The organism is Vibrio rhodolitus (assembly GCF_003350325.1).
Classification (GTDB): Bacteria; Pseudomonadota; Gammaproteobacteria; order Enterobacterales; family Vibrionaceae; genus Vibrio; species Vibrio rhodolitus.
This window is the reverse complement of the sequence record NZ_QLYZ01000009.1, coordinates 144,771-161,850: the sequence shown is the minus strand read 5'-3', so window position 1 is coordinate 161,850 and position 17,080 is coordinate 144,771. Positions and strand designations below refer to the sequence as shown.

The 17,080-nt window shown below is 45.3% G+C and carries 12 protein-coding genes, 1 rRNA gene and 1 other annotated feature; of the genes, 7 read left to right on the top strand and 6 right to left on the bottom strand.

Annotated features, from left to right (window positions below):
- From DPF93_RS10895 to rluD, 4 genes are all read right to left on the bottom strand, one after another.
- Positions 1 to 202, bottom strand: a 16S ribosomal RNA gene (locus tag DPF93_RS10895); the annotation flags it as partial.
- Between the two features lie 471 nt (positions 203 to 673).
- Positions 674 to 3,247 carry an ATP-dependent chaperone ClpB gene (gene clpB / locus DPF93_RS10890; RefSeq protein ID WP_114766197.1) on the bottom strand — a complete coding sequence of 858 codons (2,574 nt, stop codon included), beginning with the start codon at positions 3,245 to 3,247 and terminating at the stop codon, positions 674 to 676.
- Positions 3,248 to 3,376: 129 nt separating this feature from the next.
- Positions 3,377 to 4,102, bottom strand: a complete 726-nt coding sequence (pgeF, locus tag DPF93_RS10885; protein ID WP_114766196.1) for a peptidoglycan editing factor PgeF — start codon at positions 4,100 to 4,102, stop codon at positions 3,377 to 3,379.
- A 1-nt stretch (position 4,103) separates the two neighbouring features.
- Positions 4,104 to 5,081, bottom strand: coding sequence for a 23S rRNA pseudouridine(1911/1915/1917) synthase RluD (gene rluD, locus DPF93_RS10880; RefSeq protein ID WP_114766195.1), 978 nt, complete (start codon positions 5,079 to 5,081; stop codon positions 4,104 to 4,106).
- 130 nt (positions 5,082 to 5,211) lie between these two features.
- Between rluD and DPF93_RS10875 the strand changes: the two genes are divergently transcribed.
- From DPF93_RS10875 to yjjX, 6 genes are all read left to right on the top strand, one after another.
- Positions 5,212 to 5,937 (top strand): outer membrane protein assembly factor BamD, encoded by a 726-nt coding sequence (locus tag DPF93_RS10875; protein ID WP_114766194.1) that lies wholly within the window; start codon positions 5,212 to 5,214, stop codon positions 5,935 to 5,937.
- A gap of 170 nt (positions 5,938 to 6,107) precedes the next feature.
- Positions 6,108 to 7,541, top strand: coding sequence for an MltF family protein (locus DPF93_RS10870; RefSeq protein ID WP_114766193.1), 1,434 nt, complete (start codon positions 6,108 to 6,110; stop codon positions 7,539 to 7,541).
- A 342-nt stretch (positions 7,542 to 7,883) separates the two neighbouring features.
- Positions 7,884 to 8,216 (top strand): ribosome hibernation-promoting factor, HPF/YfiA family, encoded by a 333-nt coding sequence (gene hpf, locus DPF93_RS10865; RefSeq protein WP_114766192.1) that lies wholly within the window; start codon positions 7,884 to 7,886, stop codon positions 8,214 to 8,216.
- A gap of 106 nt (positions 8,217 to 8,322) precedes the next feature.
- Positions 8,323 to 8,444: a sequence feature (Phe leader region), on the top strand.
- A gap of 13 nt (positions 8,445 to 8,457) precedes the next feature.
- The gene (gene pheA / locus DPF93_RS10860; protein ID WP_114766191.1) at positions 8,458 to 9,636 is read left to right on the top strand and encodes a prephenate dehydratase; all 1,179 of its coding nucleotides are present in this window, start codon (positions 8,458 to 8,460) and stop codon (positions 9,634 to 9,636) included.
- Between the two features lie 304 nt (positions 9,637 to 9,940).
- Positions 9,941 to 12,286 carry a putative bifunctional diguanylate cyclase/phosphodiesterase gene (locus tag DPF93_RS10855; RefSeq protein ID WP_114766190.1) on the top strand — a complete coding sequence of 782 codons (2,346 nt, stop codon included), beginning with the start codon at positions 9,941 to 9,943 and terminating at the stop codon, positions 12,284 to 12,286.
- Positions 12,252 to 12,785 (top strand): inosine/xanthosine triphosphatase, encoded by a 534-nt coding sequence (yjjX, locus tag DPF93_RS10850; protein ID WP_114766189.1) that lies wholly within the window; start codon positions 12,252 to 12,254, stop codon positions 12,783 to 12,785. The genes DPF93_RS10855 and yjjX overlap by 35 nt, the downstream gene beginning before the upstream one ends.
- Positions 12,786 to 12,859: 74 nt before the next feature.
- On the opposite strand, the gene trpR is transcribed toward yjjX, so the two are convergent.
- Positions 12,860 to 13,156, bottom strand: coding sequence for a trp operon repressor (trpR, locus tag DPF93_RS10845; RefSeq protein WP_114766188.1), 297 nt, complete (start codon positions 13,154 to 13,156; stop codon positions 12,860 to 12,862).
- Between the two features lie 15 nt (positions 13,157 to 13,171).
- Entirely contained in the window at positions 13,172 to 15,121 is a 1,950-nt protein-coding gene (gene sltY / locus DPF93_RS10840) for a murein transglycosylase (RefSeq protein ID WP_114766187.1), read from the bottom strand.
- Positions 15,122 to 15,377: 256 nt separating this feature from the next.
- Here sltY and ettA point away from each other — a divergent pair, with 256 nt between their 5' ends.
- Positions 15,378 to 17,045, top strand: a complete 1,668-nt coding sequence (gene ettA / locus DPF93_RS10835) for an energy-dependent translational throttle protein EttA (RefSeq protein WP_114766186.1) — start codon at positions 15,378 to 15,380, stop codon at positions 17,043 to 17,045.
- Positions 17,046 to 17,080 lie beyond the last annotated feature (35 nt).

Here is a 17,080-nt window from a genome sequence, read left to right as displayed (position 1 = left end):
CCCGTAGGCATCATGCGGTATTAGCCATCGTTTCCAATGGTTATCCCCCACATCAGGGCAATTTCCTAGGCATTACTCACCCGTCCGCCGCTCGCCGCCCAACAAATCCTCCGAAGGTTCAATGTTGTCGCTGCCGCTCGACTTGCATGTGTTAGGCCTGCCGCCAGCGTTCAATCTGAGCCATGATCAAACTCTTCAATTTAAGATTTTGCTCGACTCAATGAATACTGAACATTACATAGTAATGTTTGAATTGACTGTGCTGAATCTTTCGATTCAATGGTCACTTCGTTTCATTGAAATCTAATTTGAAGCCTAAGCTTCTAATTTGGATTATCATCAACGAGTGCCCACACAGATTGATAGGTCTATATTGTTAAAGAGCTTTGCTTTAAGCTTTCATCTCAAAGCGGACGGTCATTTTAGCGAGATAACTTTCAGTGTCAAACACTTTTTTCGTTATTTCTCTGAAAGTTAGTTTGTTAACTTTCACCGTCTTGTTGCTGCGCTAAACCGCTTGGTTTGTCGTGACAACGGAGGCGAATTATAGGGAGATAATTTTAGCTGGCAATAGTTTTTTTACCACTTTCAGTTTGTTTGCACGGATTTTAAACAAAACAGTTAAAACAGCAGCAAAAAAGGGGCTCAAAGCCCCTTTTCTCGCCACTTATGCTTACTGGTGAGCAACAATTTGGTCATTGTGCACAATCAGTTTGATAGTTTTATCCGGCACCACTCGTCCTGAAAGTATCGCTTTCGCCAACGGGTTCTCAACACTTTGTTGGATCGCGCGTTTTAGTGGTCGCGCGCCGTATACTGGGTCAAAGCCAACTTGAGCAATCAAGTCCAACGCTTTCTCTGATACTTCCATATGGAAACCACGCTCTTCCATACGCTTAGATAGACGTAACAACTGAATTGCCGCAATCGACTTAATATGATCCTGACCAAGTGGATGGAAAACGACACTTTCATCAACACGGTTAAGGAACTCAGGTCTGAAGTGTTTCGTTACCACTTCCATCACTTCATTCTTAATACCTTGGTAATCGAGGGTATTAAAGTTCTCTTGAATACGTGAAGAACCGAGGTTCGACGTCATGATCACAACCGTATTGCGAAAATCAACCGTACGACCTTGACCATCAGTTAAGCGTCCATCATCCAATACTTGTAGCAATATATTGAAGACATCCGGATGCGCCTTCTCAACTTCATCTAATAGAATCACTGAGTATGGTTTACGTCGCACCGCTTCAGTTAAATAGCCACCCTCTTCATAGCCAACATAACCTGGAGGCGCACCGACCAAGCGAGCCACAGAGTGTTTCTCCATAAACTCAGACATGTCGATACGTACCATGGCGTCTTCACTATCAAACATAAAGTTTGCCAATGTTTTACACAGTTCGGTTTTACCTACACCGGTTGGACCTAAGAATAGGAAAGAACCAATCGGTTTATTTGGGTCAGAGAGACCAGCTCGACTCCGGCGAATCGCATTCGCCACCACTTCAACCGCTTCTTTCTGACCAATAACACGCTTATGTAGCACTTGCTCCATACGCAGCAGCTTCTCTTTCTCTGCCTCCAGCATCTTAGATACTGGAATGCCAGTTTGTTTAGACAGAACTTCGGCAATTTCTGCATCGGTCACTTTGTTGCGCAGCAGCGTCATTTCTTGCATTTCAGCTTGCGTCGCTAAGTCGAGCTGTTTTTCTAGCTCAGGAATACGTCCATATTGCAGCTCAGACATACGGCTTAAATCACCCGCACGACGAGCTAACTCCATATCAAGACGCGCTTGTTCAAGTTCAGTCTTGATATGTTGAGTACCAGACAGTGCAGCTTTCTCTGTATTCCACACTTCTTCAAGCTCAGCAAAATCACGTTCTTTCTCTTGCAGTTCTTGATTCAGAATCTCTAGGCGTTTTTCACTCGCTTCATCTTGCTCGTTACTTAGCGCCTGTTGCTCGATCTTTAATTGAATGATCTTACGCTCTAGCTTATCAAGCGCTTCCGGTTTCGAGTCCATTTGCATACGAATGCTCGACGCCGCTTCATCAATAAGATCGATCGCTTTATCCGGTAATTGGCGATCAGAGACATAACGATGTGAAAGCGTTGCTGCAGCAACAATCGCTGGATCGGTAATTTCAACATGGTGGTGCAATTCATAACGCTCTTTAAGACCACGTAAGATCGCAACGGTATCTTCTACTGTTGGCTCATCCACCAGCACTTTTTGAAAACGACGCTCTAACGCAGGGTCTTTCTCCATATACTGACGGTATTCATCTAAAGTCGTCGCTCCGACACAATGAAGTTCACCACGAGCAAGGGCTGGCTTGAGCATATTGCCCGCATCCATTGAGCCTTCGCCTTTACCAGCCCCTACCATAGTATGAATCTCATCAATAAAGAGGATGATATTGCCCTCTTCTTTAGACAGTTCATTGAGGACTGATTTTAGGCGCTCTTCAAATTCGCCTCGGTATTTAGCACCTGCGACTAGTGCGCCCATGTCGAGAGACAATACGCGGCGACCACGTAAGCCTTCCGGCACTTCATTATTAATGATGCGCTGAGCAAGACCTTCAACTATCGCGGTTTTACCCACCCCAGGCTCACCGATGATAACTGGGTTATTTTTGGTACGGCGCTGCAACACTTGAATCGTTCGACGGATCTCATCATCACGACCAATCACAGGGTCCAATTTACCTTGCTCAGCTCGCTCGGTAAGATCGACGGTAAATTTCTCGAGTGCTTGGCGCATCTCTTCTGCATTTGGGTCATCGACCTTTTGACCACCTCTGATCTTATCGATCGCTTCGGTCACTTTTTGCTCGGTAATGCCAAACTCTTTCAGCAACGCGCCCAAAGGTCCACGATCTTCAATTGCCGCCAGCAAGAAAATCTCTGAAGAGATATAGGTGTCTTGGCGTTTTTGCGCCACTTTGTCACATAGGTTAAAAAGAGTGCCCATGCTGCCCGAGAGCTGAACATCACCACCAATGCCACTCACTTTCGGTAAGCGATCTAACATCTCTCCTAACTTAGAACGTAATTGAGAAACATCAACGCTTAACATCGTCAGTAGTGGGCGGATCGGGCTACCATTTTGATCCATCAGTGCCACCATCAGGTGCACAGGTTCAATATATTGATGATCACGACCTAACGCCAAAGACTGCGCGTCAGAAATAGCGATTTGGAACTTGCTAGTAAATCTGTCTAGACGCATTTCAACCTTCCTAAACTCAACTGAGGTAATTCTATTTCATTAACAAAGATGGCTACGCATGGTGTGATTTTCAAGGGCGCAAAAATGAAAAAAGGCTGACATATAGTCAACCTTATATTGTTCAGAACATCATTCGAGCCAAATCAAACTGGCTTGTCGTCCAGTCACCCCATCACGACGATAGGAGTAGAATTGTTCAGGGTCAGAGTAAGTACACATACCGCTGGCGTATACTTGGCTTACGCCGAGTTTATTCAAGCGCTGAGTGGCAATTTGATCCATATTTGCCCACCATTTACCCGCAGTGCCTGTCGGTTTAAATGCACGACTCGCCTGTGCGTCAAAATCACAGAATGCTTGCAGTACATCATCACCAACTTCAAAGGCGCTCGGACCAATTGCAGGACCAAGCCAAGCAATCACCTCACCTTCAAACATCTCAACTGCATTTTCGACAATGCCATGTGCGAGCCCACGCCAACCAGCATGAACTGCAGCCACTTGCGTGCCTTGCGTATTAGTCAGCAAGACAGGCAAACAATCCGCCGTCATTGCCGAGCAAACCACGCCACGCTGCGTAGTAAATAAACCATCCGCATCAAGCGTGCTTGATGTCGGTTTATCGACAACTTCAACGTGCGTCGAATGGGTTTGATTGAGCCAAACTGGCGCACTCGGCATACCCGCAAGCTCAACCAAAACCTGACGATTTTCAAGTACCGTTGCTAATTCATCCCCAACATGGCTACCAAGGTTCAAACCTTGATATGGTGCAGCAGAGTAACCACCCAAACGTGTCGTCGAGATAGCTTTAACCTGCTTAGGCACTTTCCAATTAGGAATAATTAGCGACATATTAGTACTCTTCTTCTAATCCGTGTTCTTGAGCATCTTGACGCAATGCTTCTGTCATCGCCACCATATCATCTGGTACTGGAGCGTGGAACTCTAGCTCTTCACCTGTAATTGGATGCTCGAAACGTAGCATAACGGCGTGCAGTGCTTGACGGTCAAAACCACGGATCATCTCGGTGAGTTCTTGCGTTGCGCCTGAAGGAATACGTGCACGACCACCGTACGCTGTGTCACCTAACAGAGGATGCTGTAGGTATGACATATGCACACGGATCTGGTGAGTACGACCGGTTTCTAGACGTAGACGAATACGCGTATGCTCACGGAAGTGCTCCGCCACGCGGTAATGCGTTACAGCTGGTTTACCCATTGGGCTTACTGCCATCAAAGTACGCTTAGTTGAGTGACGACCAATCGCTTTGTCAACTTTACCGCCCGCTGTCATACGACCGATTGCAATCGCTTCATATTCACGCGTGATGTTACGTTTTTGCAACGCACGCACTAAACGTGTTTGCGCTGGAACCGTCTTCGCCACCACCATCAAACCAGTAGTGTCTTTATCTAGACGGTGCACAATACCCGCACGTGGTACTTCCGCGATATCAGGATAATGATGTAGCAATGCGTTTAGCGCTGTGCCATCTGGTGTACCTGCACCTGGGTGTACTACGAAATCACGCGGCTTGTTGATTACAATGATGTCATCATCTTCATAAACGATATCCAATGGGATATCTTGCGCTTCCCAGCGCTCTTCATCTTCAAGTTCCGCTTGCAGTGTGATGACTTCGCCGCCCATCACTTTAGTACGCGGTTTGGTTACGACCTCGCCGTCAACTTGTACTTTACCCGCAAGTAGCCACTCTTTGAGTCGCGAGCGAGAGAAGTCGGCAAAAATTTCTGCGATAGCCTGGTCAAGACGTTGACCTAATTGACTATCTTTTACTGTATTGGTTAATTCAATCTGCTGAGCCATATCGAACTTTTTTAAAAACTGTGAGACTAATTGTCACTAGTATGGAAGAATATTGCTCCATTGTATCTGCTACCGACAAGAAAGTAACGGAAGCGAGAGAATTATTTACTTCAAGGAATCGACTCCTGACATGAAACAGCATACTTTATCTGGATTATTGGCACTTAGTTTACTCGTCGGATGTACCAGCAGCGAAGAGATCGTTCCAGATGTTCCACCATCAGAGCTTTACTCTGAAGCACAGGTATTATTGCAAGAAGGTAGTTGGATGACGGCAATCGAGAAACTCGAAGCGCTCGACTCTCGTTACCCATTTGGTGCCTATTCAGAGCAGGTTCAGCTCGACCTTATCTATGCCTACTATAAAAATGATGACTTGGCGTTAGGTCTAGCAACCATTGAGCGCTTTATGCGCCTAAACCCAACCAATGACAAGTTAGACTGGGTGCTATACATGCGTGGTCTGACGCACATGGCACAAGATCGTAACTTTATGCACGATGTGTTCAATATCGATCGCAGCGACCGCGATCCTGAACCCGTGAAGTCTGCTTTCGCAGATTTTAAGAAATTGCTCGAGCGCTACCCAAATAGCCCTTATGCAGAAGATGCGCAAAAACGTATGTTCGCACTTAAAAATCGTTTAGCAGAATACGATCTTGCCACTGCAGACTTTTATTTGCGTCGTGAGGCTTGGATTGCAGCAATCAACCGTTGCCAAGAGCTACAAAAGACTTACCCAAATACAGAAGCGGCACGCAAAGCTCTGAATATTCAGCTGCAAGCTTATCAAGAGCTCGGTCTGGAAGAAGCGGTTGAGCGCACTCGTCAGCTAATGGAGCTAAACCCAAGCTAGATGGTTTACCTTTAAGCACTCGCTTTTAAGCCACTGCATTTACAAAAACCGCTTTTGATGAGCGGTTTTTTCTTTTCTGCAAATACCCCTGCTAAGCCATTATTTTATCTCACCTTGTTTACTGCTTAACAAAAGCTACCTTTAATAGAGTTACCTAAAAAGGCTATCTTATGTTTAAAGCGCTTTGGTTATTATGGCTATTGCTTCCTCTACAGACTTTAGCCCTTTCGCTCACTCCTCTTGAAAAAACGCCTCATTTTGGCGATTTGCCTGCACTAGAAAAACGCGGCGTTATCCGCGTGTTGGTTGCCGCAGATCTGGGGTTTTACTATATAGAGGGTGGACAACCAAAAGGGATCTTAGCTGAACTGCTCTATCACTTTGAAAAGCAGCTCAAACAGCGCTCTTCTTATCTTAACCTACAGGTGATCCCAGTTGATCGTGATGATCTCTTACCTTTGCTTGAACAGGGCTATGGCGATCTTGTCGTCGCGAACTTAACCATTACTCAGCCAAGAAAAGAAAAAGTCGAATTTAGCTCACCAGTGCGCACTGGTGTACAAGAGTGGATCATTACCGAAAAACACACCAAGCAATACACCAACATCAGCCAATTAAGTGGTAAAGAGTTTTGGGTGCGCGCCAGTTCCAGTTACTTCGAAAGCCTGCAGAAGCTAAATCACCAACTCAATAAACTTGGAAAGCCGCCAGTATTGATTCGTTTTCTACAAGAGACACTCCAAGATTACGAAGTGATGGAAATGGTCAACCAAGGTCATATCAAAGCGACGGTGTTAGATAGTCACAAAAGCGAACTTTGGCTATCAGTAATGGACAATATCGAGGCGCACAAAAAAATGCCGTTGCGCAAAAATGGCACCATTGCTTGGGCAATGAGAAAAGAGAGTCCCAAGTTAAAAAACTTAGTTGATCAATATCTACGAAAACATCGCTCTGGAACGCTAATGGGCAATGTGATTTACGGCAAGTACCTCGACAATACCCGCTGGTTACGACAAGTCTTGAACCCGACAAACATCCGTAAGCTCGAATCAATGTCTGAAATCTTCATTAAATATTCTGACCAATATGGCTTTGACCCACTAATGATCTCAGCGCAAGGGTATCAAGAGTCAGGTCTCGATCAGAGTAAAGTCTCCCATATGGGCGCCGTAGGGATTATGCAGATCTTACCCAGCACCGCGAGAGACCCGAATATCAATATCCCCAATATTTACAAAATCGATTGCAATATCCACGCAGGCGTGAAATACATGCGATTTATCAAAGACCGCTACTTTAACGACAGCAATATCAGTGCCGACAATAAAGTTTACTTTGCGCTAGCAGCTTACAATGCTGGTCCCGGCAACATCCGCAAAATGCGCCGCATTGCGCGCCAGCAAGGCTACGATTCGAACAAATGGTTTAAGAATGTTGAAATCGTCACGCGAAGAAATATTGGTAGAGAACCGGTGCACTATGTTGCCAATATCAATCGCTACTTCATTATCTACACGCAACTCTCGCTTTTGCAGCAAAGTCGTAATCAAACCAACCACGCAGAAACCAATCCGCTGATTTTTCCGATTGAAGTGAAATAACACTGAAATGAGTTAGGCGCACACGCCAAAAAAGGAAATGGGGGGATGACGAGACCTGTATCACAACTTGATAGTGCTCAAGGATTGAGCAAGCAGTTTATTTAGGTCGTATAAGTGCCCTAAAAAACAGGTGCTTTTTAGCTAGATACCCTTACCAATCTAACGCGTTTTTTTTGTTTCACAAGCTTTTTCATAGATAAATTCAAAAACAGTTTGAGAAAGATCACAAACCCCTTTTCACTCAAATACCATCGGCAATTTAGTGATTTAGATCACATTTTTTCCATCTTGAATCAGTAATCTGGAGTTAACCCATGAGGGATGCTACAGAGGAAAACATCTATGAAAGTAAACATCACTGGTAAAAATATCGACATCACCTCTGCAATCCGCAATCACATTGAGAGCAAGTTTAAAAAGCTCGAAAAGTGGCAAGTAGATATTATTGGCTGCCAAGCGTCATTCAGCGAGGAGCCAAACAAGCAAATGAAGTTTGAAGCAGTCATCACGGTACCAAAAGGAAAGCTTGTCGCTTCAGCTTTACATGAAGATTTATATGCTGCCGTTAACGAAGTGGAACAAAAGCTTGAACGTCAGCTAAACAAACTACGCCACAAACCAGAAGCTCGCCGCAGCGAAAAGCCGGAGCTTGAAGAAGTAGAAGAAGCGGAATAATTAAATCGATATTAAAAATAGCGCCTAAGGGCGCTATTTTTTTGCTTGACGCTGAAAACTCGGTTGCTTATTGTGTTGACTAACTTGATAAGTGAATAAATTTTATGCAACTAACTCATCTGTTCTTTTTCGACTTGTTTTTTCTCCAATAATTTTGGAGGCTGACTCGTTTTCGGAAGATAAGTCAAAAACGAACAGAAAGCCTCCCCAACGGGAGGTTTTTTTATGTAAGGATATTAGGATGACAGACCAACAATACTCACTCGACGAAATTCGTCTTAGGCTCAATGAGCTAGACGATAAATTGCTACAGTTACTTTCAGAACGTCGTAAGATGAGTATTGAAGTAGCAAAGAGCAAAGTACACACGGCAAAACCAGTCCGTGATGCAGAGCGAGAACAACAACTGCTGGTCAAATTGATCAATAGCGGTCTGGAAAAATATGAGCTTGATGCGCAATACATCACTAAGCTATTCCATGCCATTATTGAAGACTCAGTTCTGCTACAACAATCTTATCTACAAAACCTAGCCAATCCTGAATTGAGCCGCAAACCACTTGCACGTGTCGCTTTCCTTGGTTCAAAAGGCTCGTATTCACATCTGGCGAGCCGTGAATATTTTAGTCGTAAAAATACCGAGCTGATTGAGTTAAATTGCGAAGGCTTTAAAGAAGTCGCTAACACCGTTGAATCTGGTCACGCTGATTACGGCGTGCTACCCATTGAAAACACCAGTTCAGGTTCAATAAACGAAGTCTACGACCTACTGCAGCACACCACGTTGTACATCGTTGGTGAAATGACCTTACCTATCGAGCACTGCTTAGTAGCGACTGAAGACATTCGCCTAGAAAACCTAACCACGCTGTATTCGCACCCACAACCGCATCAACAATGCAGTGAGTTTATTGGGCGCCTTAAAAACATCGAACTGAAAACTTGTGCCAGTACCGCCGATGCGATGCAAAAAGTGCGTGAACTCAACCGTTCAGATGTGGCGGCAATTGGCAATGCCTCTTCTGGTAAGATTTATGGCTTGCAAGCGATTCAAGACAACATTGCCAACCAGACCGAAAATCATACTCGCTTTATTGTGGTCGCGCGTAAACCAGTTGAAGTTTCACCACAGATCCCAGCCAAGACCACGCTGATTATGTCGACATCTCAAGAAACTGGCTCTCTGGTTGCTACACTCTTGGTATTACAGCGCTACGAAATCAACATGACCAAATTAGAATCGCGTCCAATTATGGGTAACCCATGGGAAGAGATGTTCTATGTCGATGTTGATGCTCATCTTGACTCAGAAAACATGCAAAGTGCCCTTACAGAGCTGACACGCATCACTAAGCACTTGAAAGTTTTAGGTTGCTACCCAAGTGAGAACATCAAACCAACTCAAGTGAAGCTGATCTAACTCACGGTTAGATTAGTGCTCACCACCAAGCTGCTCTTTGCTCAAAGCTAAGAGCAGCTTGGTCTTGACTCCCACACCCGCAAAATCACTCCCGCTAATAGAACCTCACACAAGCAATGCAATTACAGCAATTTGTATCAAAAGTGATACAGGTAAACTAAGTGCACGGAAACTACTGCCTAACTCGTAGCGAAATCATGCATCATGGTCGACTGAAAATAACAATATATACATAGAGATAGTAAGGTATTCTCATTTTTAGCCTCACCTTACTGCCCAGTTCATCAGTCAGCGATTAGATACCATGAAACTCAATACTCGAGTCTTACTTCTGGTTACTCCTGTCATACTCTTGAGTGCAGCAATTTCGAGTTACGGCATATACCAAAATCAAAAAGACTCCCTGATAAAAAGAGAAACCAGTTATTTACAGCTGACGATGGAAAAGCTCGCCGGTCATTTTCGTCAATCCTATTCGCTAATTAACAGCTATGCGCTAACAATTTCTCGTAGCGATATCGTTCAGCAATACCTAAACGCTCCAGACAATCCGGTCGTGGAAATGAAAATGCTCGCTAACTTGCAAGGCTCCATTGCTAGTTTCGAGTCGATCTCCAACGATTCAATTGGTATCGCGGTATTAGACAATCAATTCACTCCGCGCTTTTATCTCGATAATACTTACGATCCGCTGTCTAAAATCGACAACCAAGTACTCAAATACATACAGCGCACTTTTACCCAAGTCAGTCCGCAACAACACATCGGCTTTAGCCGGGATCAGCAAGGTCGAAGCCTACTGATCTACTACCAAGTTATTAATCCGACCGCCTGGGGCACCAGTTATAACGCCGAGACGCAATCTCCATCCTTCTTCTTGGTTTACCTGACACTAGAGGAGTTCGATCAATTAAGGCAACAGATTGAATTCGATAACCAAAGTTCGATATTTTTCACTTCAGAGTCCGTCACTAAAACCGGATTGATGATCTCAACACAGTTGCAATCGGACCTTTACGCCAATTTAGACCCGGCGGAGTATTTACTTGCCGACAAGCTACGATCAATACAGCATAAATTACTGGTGTTCTTTATCGCCTCGTCTGTAGTGACCCTGCTGATACTGATTGTATTGCTCTATCGCCACGTCATCAGCCCTTTGGTGCGACTTGATAGACAGTTGCATGAAGTGGAGCAACAACAACGCGACAACATCGATAAATTTACTAATGACGATGAAATTGGGCGCCTCTCCGAGCGCTTTTACAGCATGTACTTAGAGCTGCAATCAGCTTATCAAAAAGCCAAAGCATTAGCAGAGAATGACCACCTCACCGGGCTTGCTAACCGATACCAATTTCAAAATCACGCCAGTATGCAATTGGAGAGCTCCACATCCGACAAACACGCATGGATCTTGTTTATCGACCTCGATAACTTTAAATACGTGAACGACAAATACGGTCATGATCGTGGAGACAAACTACTCAGTGATTTTGCCAAGCACATTCAATGTGTATGTAATCATTGGCAACATAGCTCACCAATCCATAGCTTAGCCGCGCGATTATCGGGTGATGAATTCGCGATCTATATTGAGACTCAGATACACCAGTTTGATATTGATGGTTTTGCGCAAGACTTCTTCAAACCTTTAGTTGAGCCAACTCTAAACTGGGAAGAGCACTTACCGATCACCGCCAGTGTAGGTATCGCCCGCTATCCATGTGATGGTGACAACTTAGAAGCGCTCTTAACTAACGCCGATACGGCAATGTATCAAGCTAAAAAGGCTGGCAAAAATCAGCTGTCCTACTATTCATCGGAACTGGATCAAGAGATACGTCGTCGTACGCAAATCGAACGTGAGTTGCGCAGCGGACACTTCAATCAAGAATTTAGTTTGCTGTACCAGCCTTACTTTAACCAAGGCGGCAACAAAGTGGTTGGCGTAGAGGCCCTGCTGCGCTGGCACTCGGAGAAACTCGGGTTCGTCTCCCCCAATGAATTTATTCCTATTTCAGAACAAACTGGCTTGTTTGGTCTTATTGACCGCTGGGTTATCGAACAAACATTTCGCGATTTCAATACCATTCAGAGTAACTTTACCGATCCTGTTCAAGTGTCGATCAACCTTTCATCCGCAGAGCTCGATTCAAAACAACTGGCGAGCTTTATTCGTGAGAAATCGATGCAATATCATGTTGAACCCAACTTGATAGACTTTGAAATCACAGAAACATTTGCCACCGACTCGCAAGGTTTTCCGTTATTACACGAACTGGCAACGATGGGATTTAAGCTGGCAATTGACGATTTCGGCTCTGGCTATACTTCCATCTCACAACTAGTAAAATACCCAGTACAAAAAATAAAGCTCGATCGCGAATTTCTAGCGGCTCTGATAAAAACCAATAATCGTCGAGTCGTGAAGCCGATTGTTGAGCTGTGTCATTCACAAGCAATGCTCGTCACTGCCGAGGGGATTGAGACCGAAGATATGCACCAATGGCTTGCTGAAAACCAATGTGACTATATGCAAGGCTATTATCTTTCTCGCCCTATTGAATTACAGCAATTGGAAAAATTTGCGACCACCACACAGGATGAGAACCATGTCGATGCAGACCGTTATCGTAGCCTCGCTTAACCCCGCTAAAATTAAAGCGGTTGAGAGTGCCTTCCACTCTGCTTTTCCGCAGCAAGAGTTTGCCTTCCAAGGTGTTAGCGTCGCCAGTGACGTCGCCGATCAACCGATGAGTAATGACGAAACCTATCAAGGGGCGCGCAATCGCGTGCGTAACGCTAAATTAGCTCAACCTGAGCAAGACTTCTATGTGGGTTTAGAAGCCGGTGTGGAGAATGGGGTGACTTTTGCTTGGATGATAATCGAGTCAGCCACTCACCGAGGCGAGTCGCGCTCTGCCAGTATGATGTTACCACCCAATGTCGCTAAGCAGTTACAAGCCGATGTTGAGCTAGGTACGATAATGGACCAAGAGTTTGCCACCACTAACATCAAACAAAAAGGCGGCGCTATCGGGCTACTGACTCACGATCAGCTCACGCGTAGCTCGGTCTATCATCAGGCGTTAATTCTTGCTCTAATCCCGTTTACTAACCCTCAGCATTACCCTGCCAATCTCTAAGTAATTTCCCAGCAACTCTGGCACTGCCGCTTGTTGCAACAATAAAAAAGGTGCCATCGGCACCTTTTTAGATTCTATTCGCTGTCGAGCAACGCTATCAGCGATTGCTTCTCTTCGCTACTCTTAGATTTCAGCTCGTTAGAGCCTCGGGTAATGGTTGCCACACCGACTCCTAACATCTGACTGATTTGTCGCTGTGATAAATCCCCTTTGAGTAACTCACGGAAGATATTCACGCGCGCCACAAGCGCTTCCCTTTCATCTGGAGTCAATAGCATGGTGAGCAGCATTTCATGTTGCTCTGTCTCCGTGCTGTGTTTAACCAAATCTAAGATCTGTTGCCAGTCAGTATACTCAGGTTGTTGTGACATGATTTGCGCGCTCTTTTAATACTTAGTGTTCATTTCATGTGGTTTGAGGAAAGCACCATCTGCGCCAAGTAACTCGCGATAGTAGGTTTCAAACATCAAGATGTTTTGCACGTAACCACGAGTTTCATTGAACGGAATGGCCTCAATAAATGCATAAGCATCTAATTTTCCTTGCGTTCTCCCGCGCCACGTTTTTACTCTTCCCGGACCTGCATTATACGCGGCAAATGCAAAAATTCGATTGTTATCGTATTTATCCAGCAAACTCTGTAAGTAGCGACTGCCAATCTCAATATTTTTACCCACTTGGTACAACTCACTCGTACCACGGTAAGTGAGCTCATATTTACGAGCGGTATACTTCGCCGTCGACGGCATAATTTGCATGATGCCGCGTGCACCAACTGGCGATTTCGCCTCAACATCCATGGCACTTTCTTGTCGAGCTAAAGACATCAAAGTGATCGGATCTATACTGTGCTTTTCACCATAAAAATCAAACCACCAGCGATGAGCAAGCGGGAATCTCAACTCCAAGTTATCCCACATCTTGGCTTCAATACTGCCCGTCACAGTCAAATGGTGCCAACGCTTATACGCGGCATAAGCGGTTAACTGCTCTTGCTGCTCTTGGCTTGCGCTGCGCAATAAATGGCGCCATTCACTTTTCGCTGCCGCAATTTTATCGCGCGTGATCAGCTCATCAATACGTAGTAACGATGATTCAAACGGTTTTACCACAGAGAGTTTTAGCTCAAGAGTCGACTGCGGATACACTATAGATTGCCCCAGCTCTTTTGCCGCTGCAACGCTGTAGAAGTTGCGTTTACCCGCGATGTTTTCCAAACGTTGCTTCGCTTGTTGCTTTTTGCCATCCGCCATCTCAGCGCGCGCCAACCAATATTGCCAACGCAGTGACTCTTGTTTGGCACTTGGCAATTTAGCAATCCAAGCCTCAACGCCTGTCCAATCGGCATGTTGAATGGCTAAACGAACTCGCCTTTCTAGCAACTTAGTACTTTGCGAGCTACTGATTTGTTGATCGCGCCATTGTATAAGCTCTGGCGAGTCAGTATTAATCAAACGGAAAGAGATGTAGTCTGCCAGTTGCTGCGCTTGTTGCTGCGACATTTTCTGCCCTTTAACGACAGACGCCCAAGACGACTGCGCTAATTTGACATTTTTTCGTGCCAGCTTCTCTAATGCCATTTCACTCTGCTTACCATAAAAGTCATTGGCAGGGTGCTGCTTAGCAAAGGTTGCCACGCTTTCAGGCTTGGCAAATAGCGCTTTCATCTCTGTTGCTTGCTGCTTAGTATCCGCACTGTCTAATTGCTTGGCAAGGTACTTGAGTAAGCTGCCGTTACGCGCATCAAAAGCAAGTAACATACGATCTAACACTTGCTGATCGGTTTTTAACCCGGCTTTATCCCAAGCGGCAAATAGTGGGTCACAGGCATCAGCCACGCTACGACCATGCAGCCACATATCTTCCGCGCCTTTGAATGCCAGTTCGGTATTGCCCGTTTGCAATTGCGCATTGTAGTAATGGCACTGATATTTCTCGCCACGCGGCAGCTCGGTTTGAAAAGCCAACATAGTCTGCCACTCACCGCGGCGAGCTAACTGATCCAAATACGGCGCTCTGATACGAGTCGAAAAGGGAAAACTTTGGTGCTTATCAATAAAGTCCTCTACTTGTTTTGGGGACTTATCACCTAATTGCACCAGAAAAGTTCGATAATCAACATACGGTGTTAGTGGATAACTTGCGATCTGTGGGCGCAGTTGCAAGTACTGCTCAACTTGCTTTTGGTCCAGCAGTTGCTGCGCCTTGTCATACAACTCACGCTGCTCAGACAAATTTGGGCTAGCGGCATTACCTGTCGCGCTGTATATCATCGTCGACAATGCCAATATCGATGAAGGAAGGCGATACAGCGTCTTAGAAAACCTTGGCGTCATGTCTTCTCGTCCTAGTGAGAAACGATTATATAAAAATGCTATATAAACCATTCTAAACCGTTATGTATAGCATATGGTTGCAAATAGAAATTATTTCATACAAGTGTGACACATTTAATCAATTCCACTTCCCTCTCAAGCAAATTTCGTTAGTATGCTTTTTCAATCCGCACCAATTGTCAGTATCGGTAACAAAGCTTGTTCGGTTGGTGTAAAATACTCGTTTATGTATACAGAAAGTTAGGAACGATCGGCAATGGCTGAATACGTATATACCATGTCGCGGGTGAGCAAAATTGTGCCACCTAAGCGTCAAATTCTTAAAGACATTTCTCTAAGCTTCTTCCCTGGTGCAAAAATCGGTGTTCTTGGTCTGAACGGTGCAGGTAAATCAACTCTGCTACGTATCATGGCGGGTATCGATACTGACATCGATGGTGAAGCGCGTCCACAACCAGGTCTGAACGTCGGTTATCTACCTCAAGAACCAGTACTCGATGAGTCTAAGACTGTTCGTGAGATCGTTGAAGAAGCCGTATCTGATGTAGCAGGTGCTCTTAAACGCCTAGACGCGGTATATGCAGCTTACGCTGAAGAAGACGCTGACTTTGATGCACTTGCAAAAGAGCAAGGTGAACTGGAAGCGCTAATTCAAGCCAAAGATGGTCACAACCTAGATAATGCTCTAGAGCGCGCAGCAAACGCACTACGCCTACCTGAGTGGGATCAAAAAATCCAACACTTATCAGGTGGTGAGCGCCGTCGTGTCGCTATCTGTCGTCTACTGCTAGAAAAACCAGACATGCTACTACTGGACGAACCAACCAACCACTTGGATGCTGAGTCTGTTGCATGGCTAGAACGCTTCCTAGTGGATTACACAGGTACTGTAGTGGCTATCACGCACGACCGTTACTTCCTAGATAACGCTGCGGGCTGGATCCTTGAACTTGACCGTGGTGAAGGTATTCCATGGCAAGGTAACTACACCTCTTGGCTAGAGCAAAAAGATGCACGTCTACAACAAGAAGCATCACAAGAAAGCGCTCGCCAAAAGACCATTGAGAAAGAACTTGAGTGGGTACGTAAGAACCCTAAAGGTCGCCAAGCGAAATCTAAAGCACGTATGGCGCGCTTTGAAGAACTACAAAGCACTGATCACCAAAAGCGTAATGAGACTAACGAACTGTTCATTCCGCCAGGTGAGCGTCTAGGTGACAAGGTTATCGAGGTTAACAACCTAACTAAGTCATTCGACGGTCGCGTTCTAATTGATGACCTATCATTTAGCATGCCTAAGGGTGCTATCGTCGGTATCATCGGTGCCAACGGTGCGGGTAAATCGACTCTGTTCAAGATGCTAAGTGGCACAGAACAACCTGATTCAGGCACTATCGAGATGGGTGACACGGTTAAACTGGCATCTGTTGATCAGTTCCGTGACTCAATGAACGATAAGAACACCGTATTCCAAGAGATCTCGGAAGGCGCTGACATCATCAAGATCAACAACTTTGAAATCCCAGCGCGCGCTTACTGCTCTCGCTTTAACTTCAAAGGCTCAGATCAACAAAAAGTTATCGGCGAGCTGTCGGGCGGTGAGCGTAACCGTGTCCACCTAGCGAAGCTGCTGAAAGCGGGCGGTAACGTACTGCTACTCGACGAACCAACCAACGACCTAGACGTTGAAACCCTACGTGCACTTGAAGAAGCGCTACTAGAGTTCCCAGGTTGTGCCATGGTTATCTCGCACGACCGTTGGTTCCTAGACCGTATCGCAACGCACATCATCGACTACCGTGACGAAGGTCAAGTTAACTTCTACGAAGGTAACTACACCGAGTACATGGATTGGTTGAAGAAGACCTTGGGGCCTGAAGCGGCTGAACCACACCGCATCAAATACAAGCGTATTTCTAAATAATTGCAACAATTACTACACGGTCCATTTGAGATCTG

Excerpts from the sequence above, each read along its gene's own strand:
- clpB (WP_114766197.1), bottom strand. The coding sequence starts at position 3,247 with ATGCGTCTAGACAGATTTACTAGCAAGTTCCAAATCGCTATTTCTGAC.
- pgeF (WP_114766196.1), bottom strand. The coding sequence starts at position 4,102 with ATGTCGCTAATTATTCCTAATTGGAAAGTGCCTAAGCAGGTTAAAGCT.
- rluD (WP_114766195.1), bottom strand. The coding sequence starts at position 5,081 with ATGGCTCAGCAGATTGAATTAACCAATACAGTAAAAGATAGTCAATTA.
- DPF93_RS10875 (WP_114766194.1), top strand. The coding sequence starts at position 5,212 with ATGAAACAGCATACTTTATCTGGATTATTGGCACTTAGTTTACTCGTC.
- DPF93_RS10870 (WP_114766193.1), top strand. The coding sequence starts at position 6,108 with ATGTTTAAAGCGCTTTGGTTATTATGGCTATTGCTTCCTCTACAGACT.
- hpf (WP_114766192.1), top strand. The coding sequence starts at position 7,884 with ATGAAAGTAAACATCACTGGTAAAAATATCGACATCACCTCTGCAATC.
- pheA (WP_114766191.1), top strand. The coding sequence starts at position 8,458 with ATGACAGACCAACAATACTCACTCGACGAAATTCGTCTTAGGCTCAAT.
- DPF93_RS10855 (WP_114766190.1), top strand. The coding sequence starts at position 9,941 with ATGAAACTCAATACTCGAGTCTTACTTCTGGTTACTCCTGTCATACTC.
- yjjX (WP_114766189.1), top strand. The coding sequence starts at position 12,252 with ATGTCGATGCAGACCGTTATCGTAGCCTCGCTTAACCCCGCTAAAATT.
- trpR (WP_114766188.1), bottom strand. The coding sequence starts at position 13,156 with ATGTCACAACAACCTGAGTATACTGACTGGCAACAGATCTTAGATTTG.
- sltY (WP_114766187.1), bottom strand. The coding sequence starts at position 15,121 with ATGACGCCAAGGTTTTCTAAGACGCTGTATCGCCTTCCTTCATCGATA.
- ettA (WP_114766186.1), top strand. The coding sequence starts at position 15,378 with ATGGCTGAATACGTATATACCATGTCGCGGGTGAGCAAAATTGTGCCA.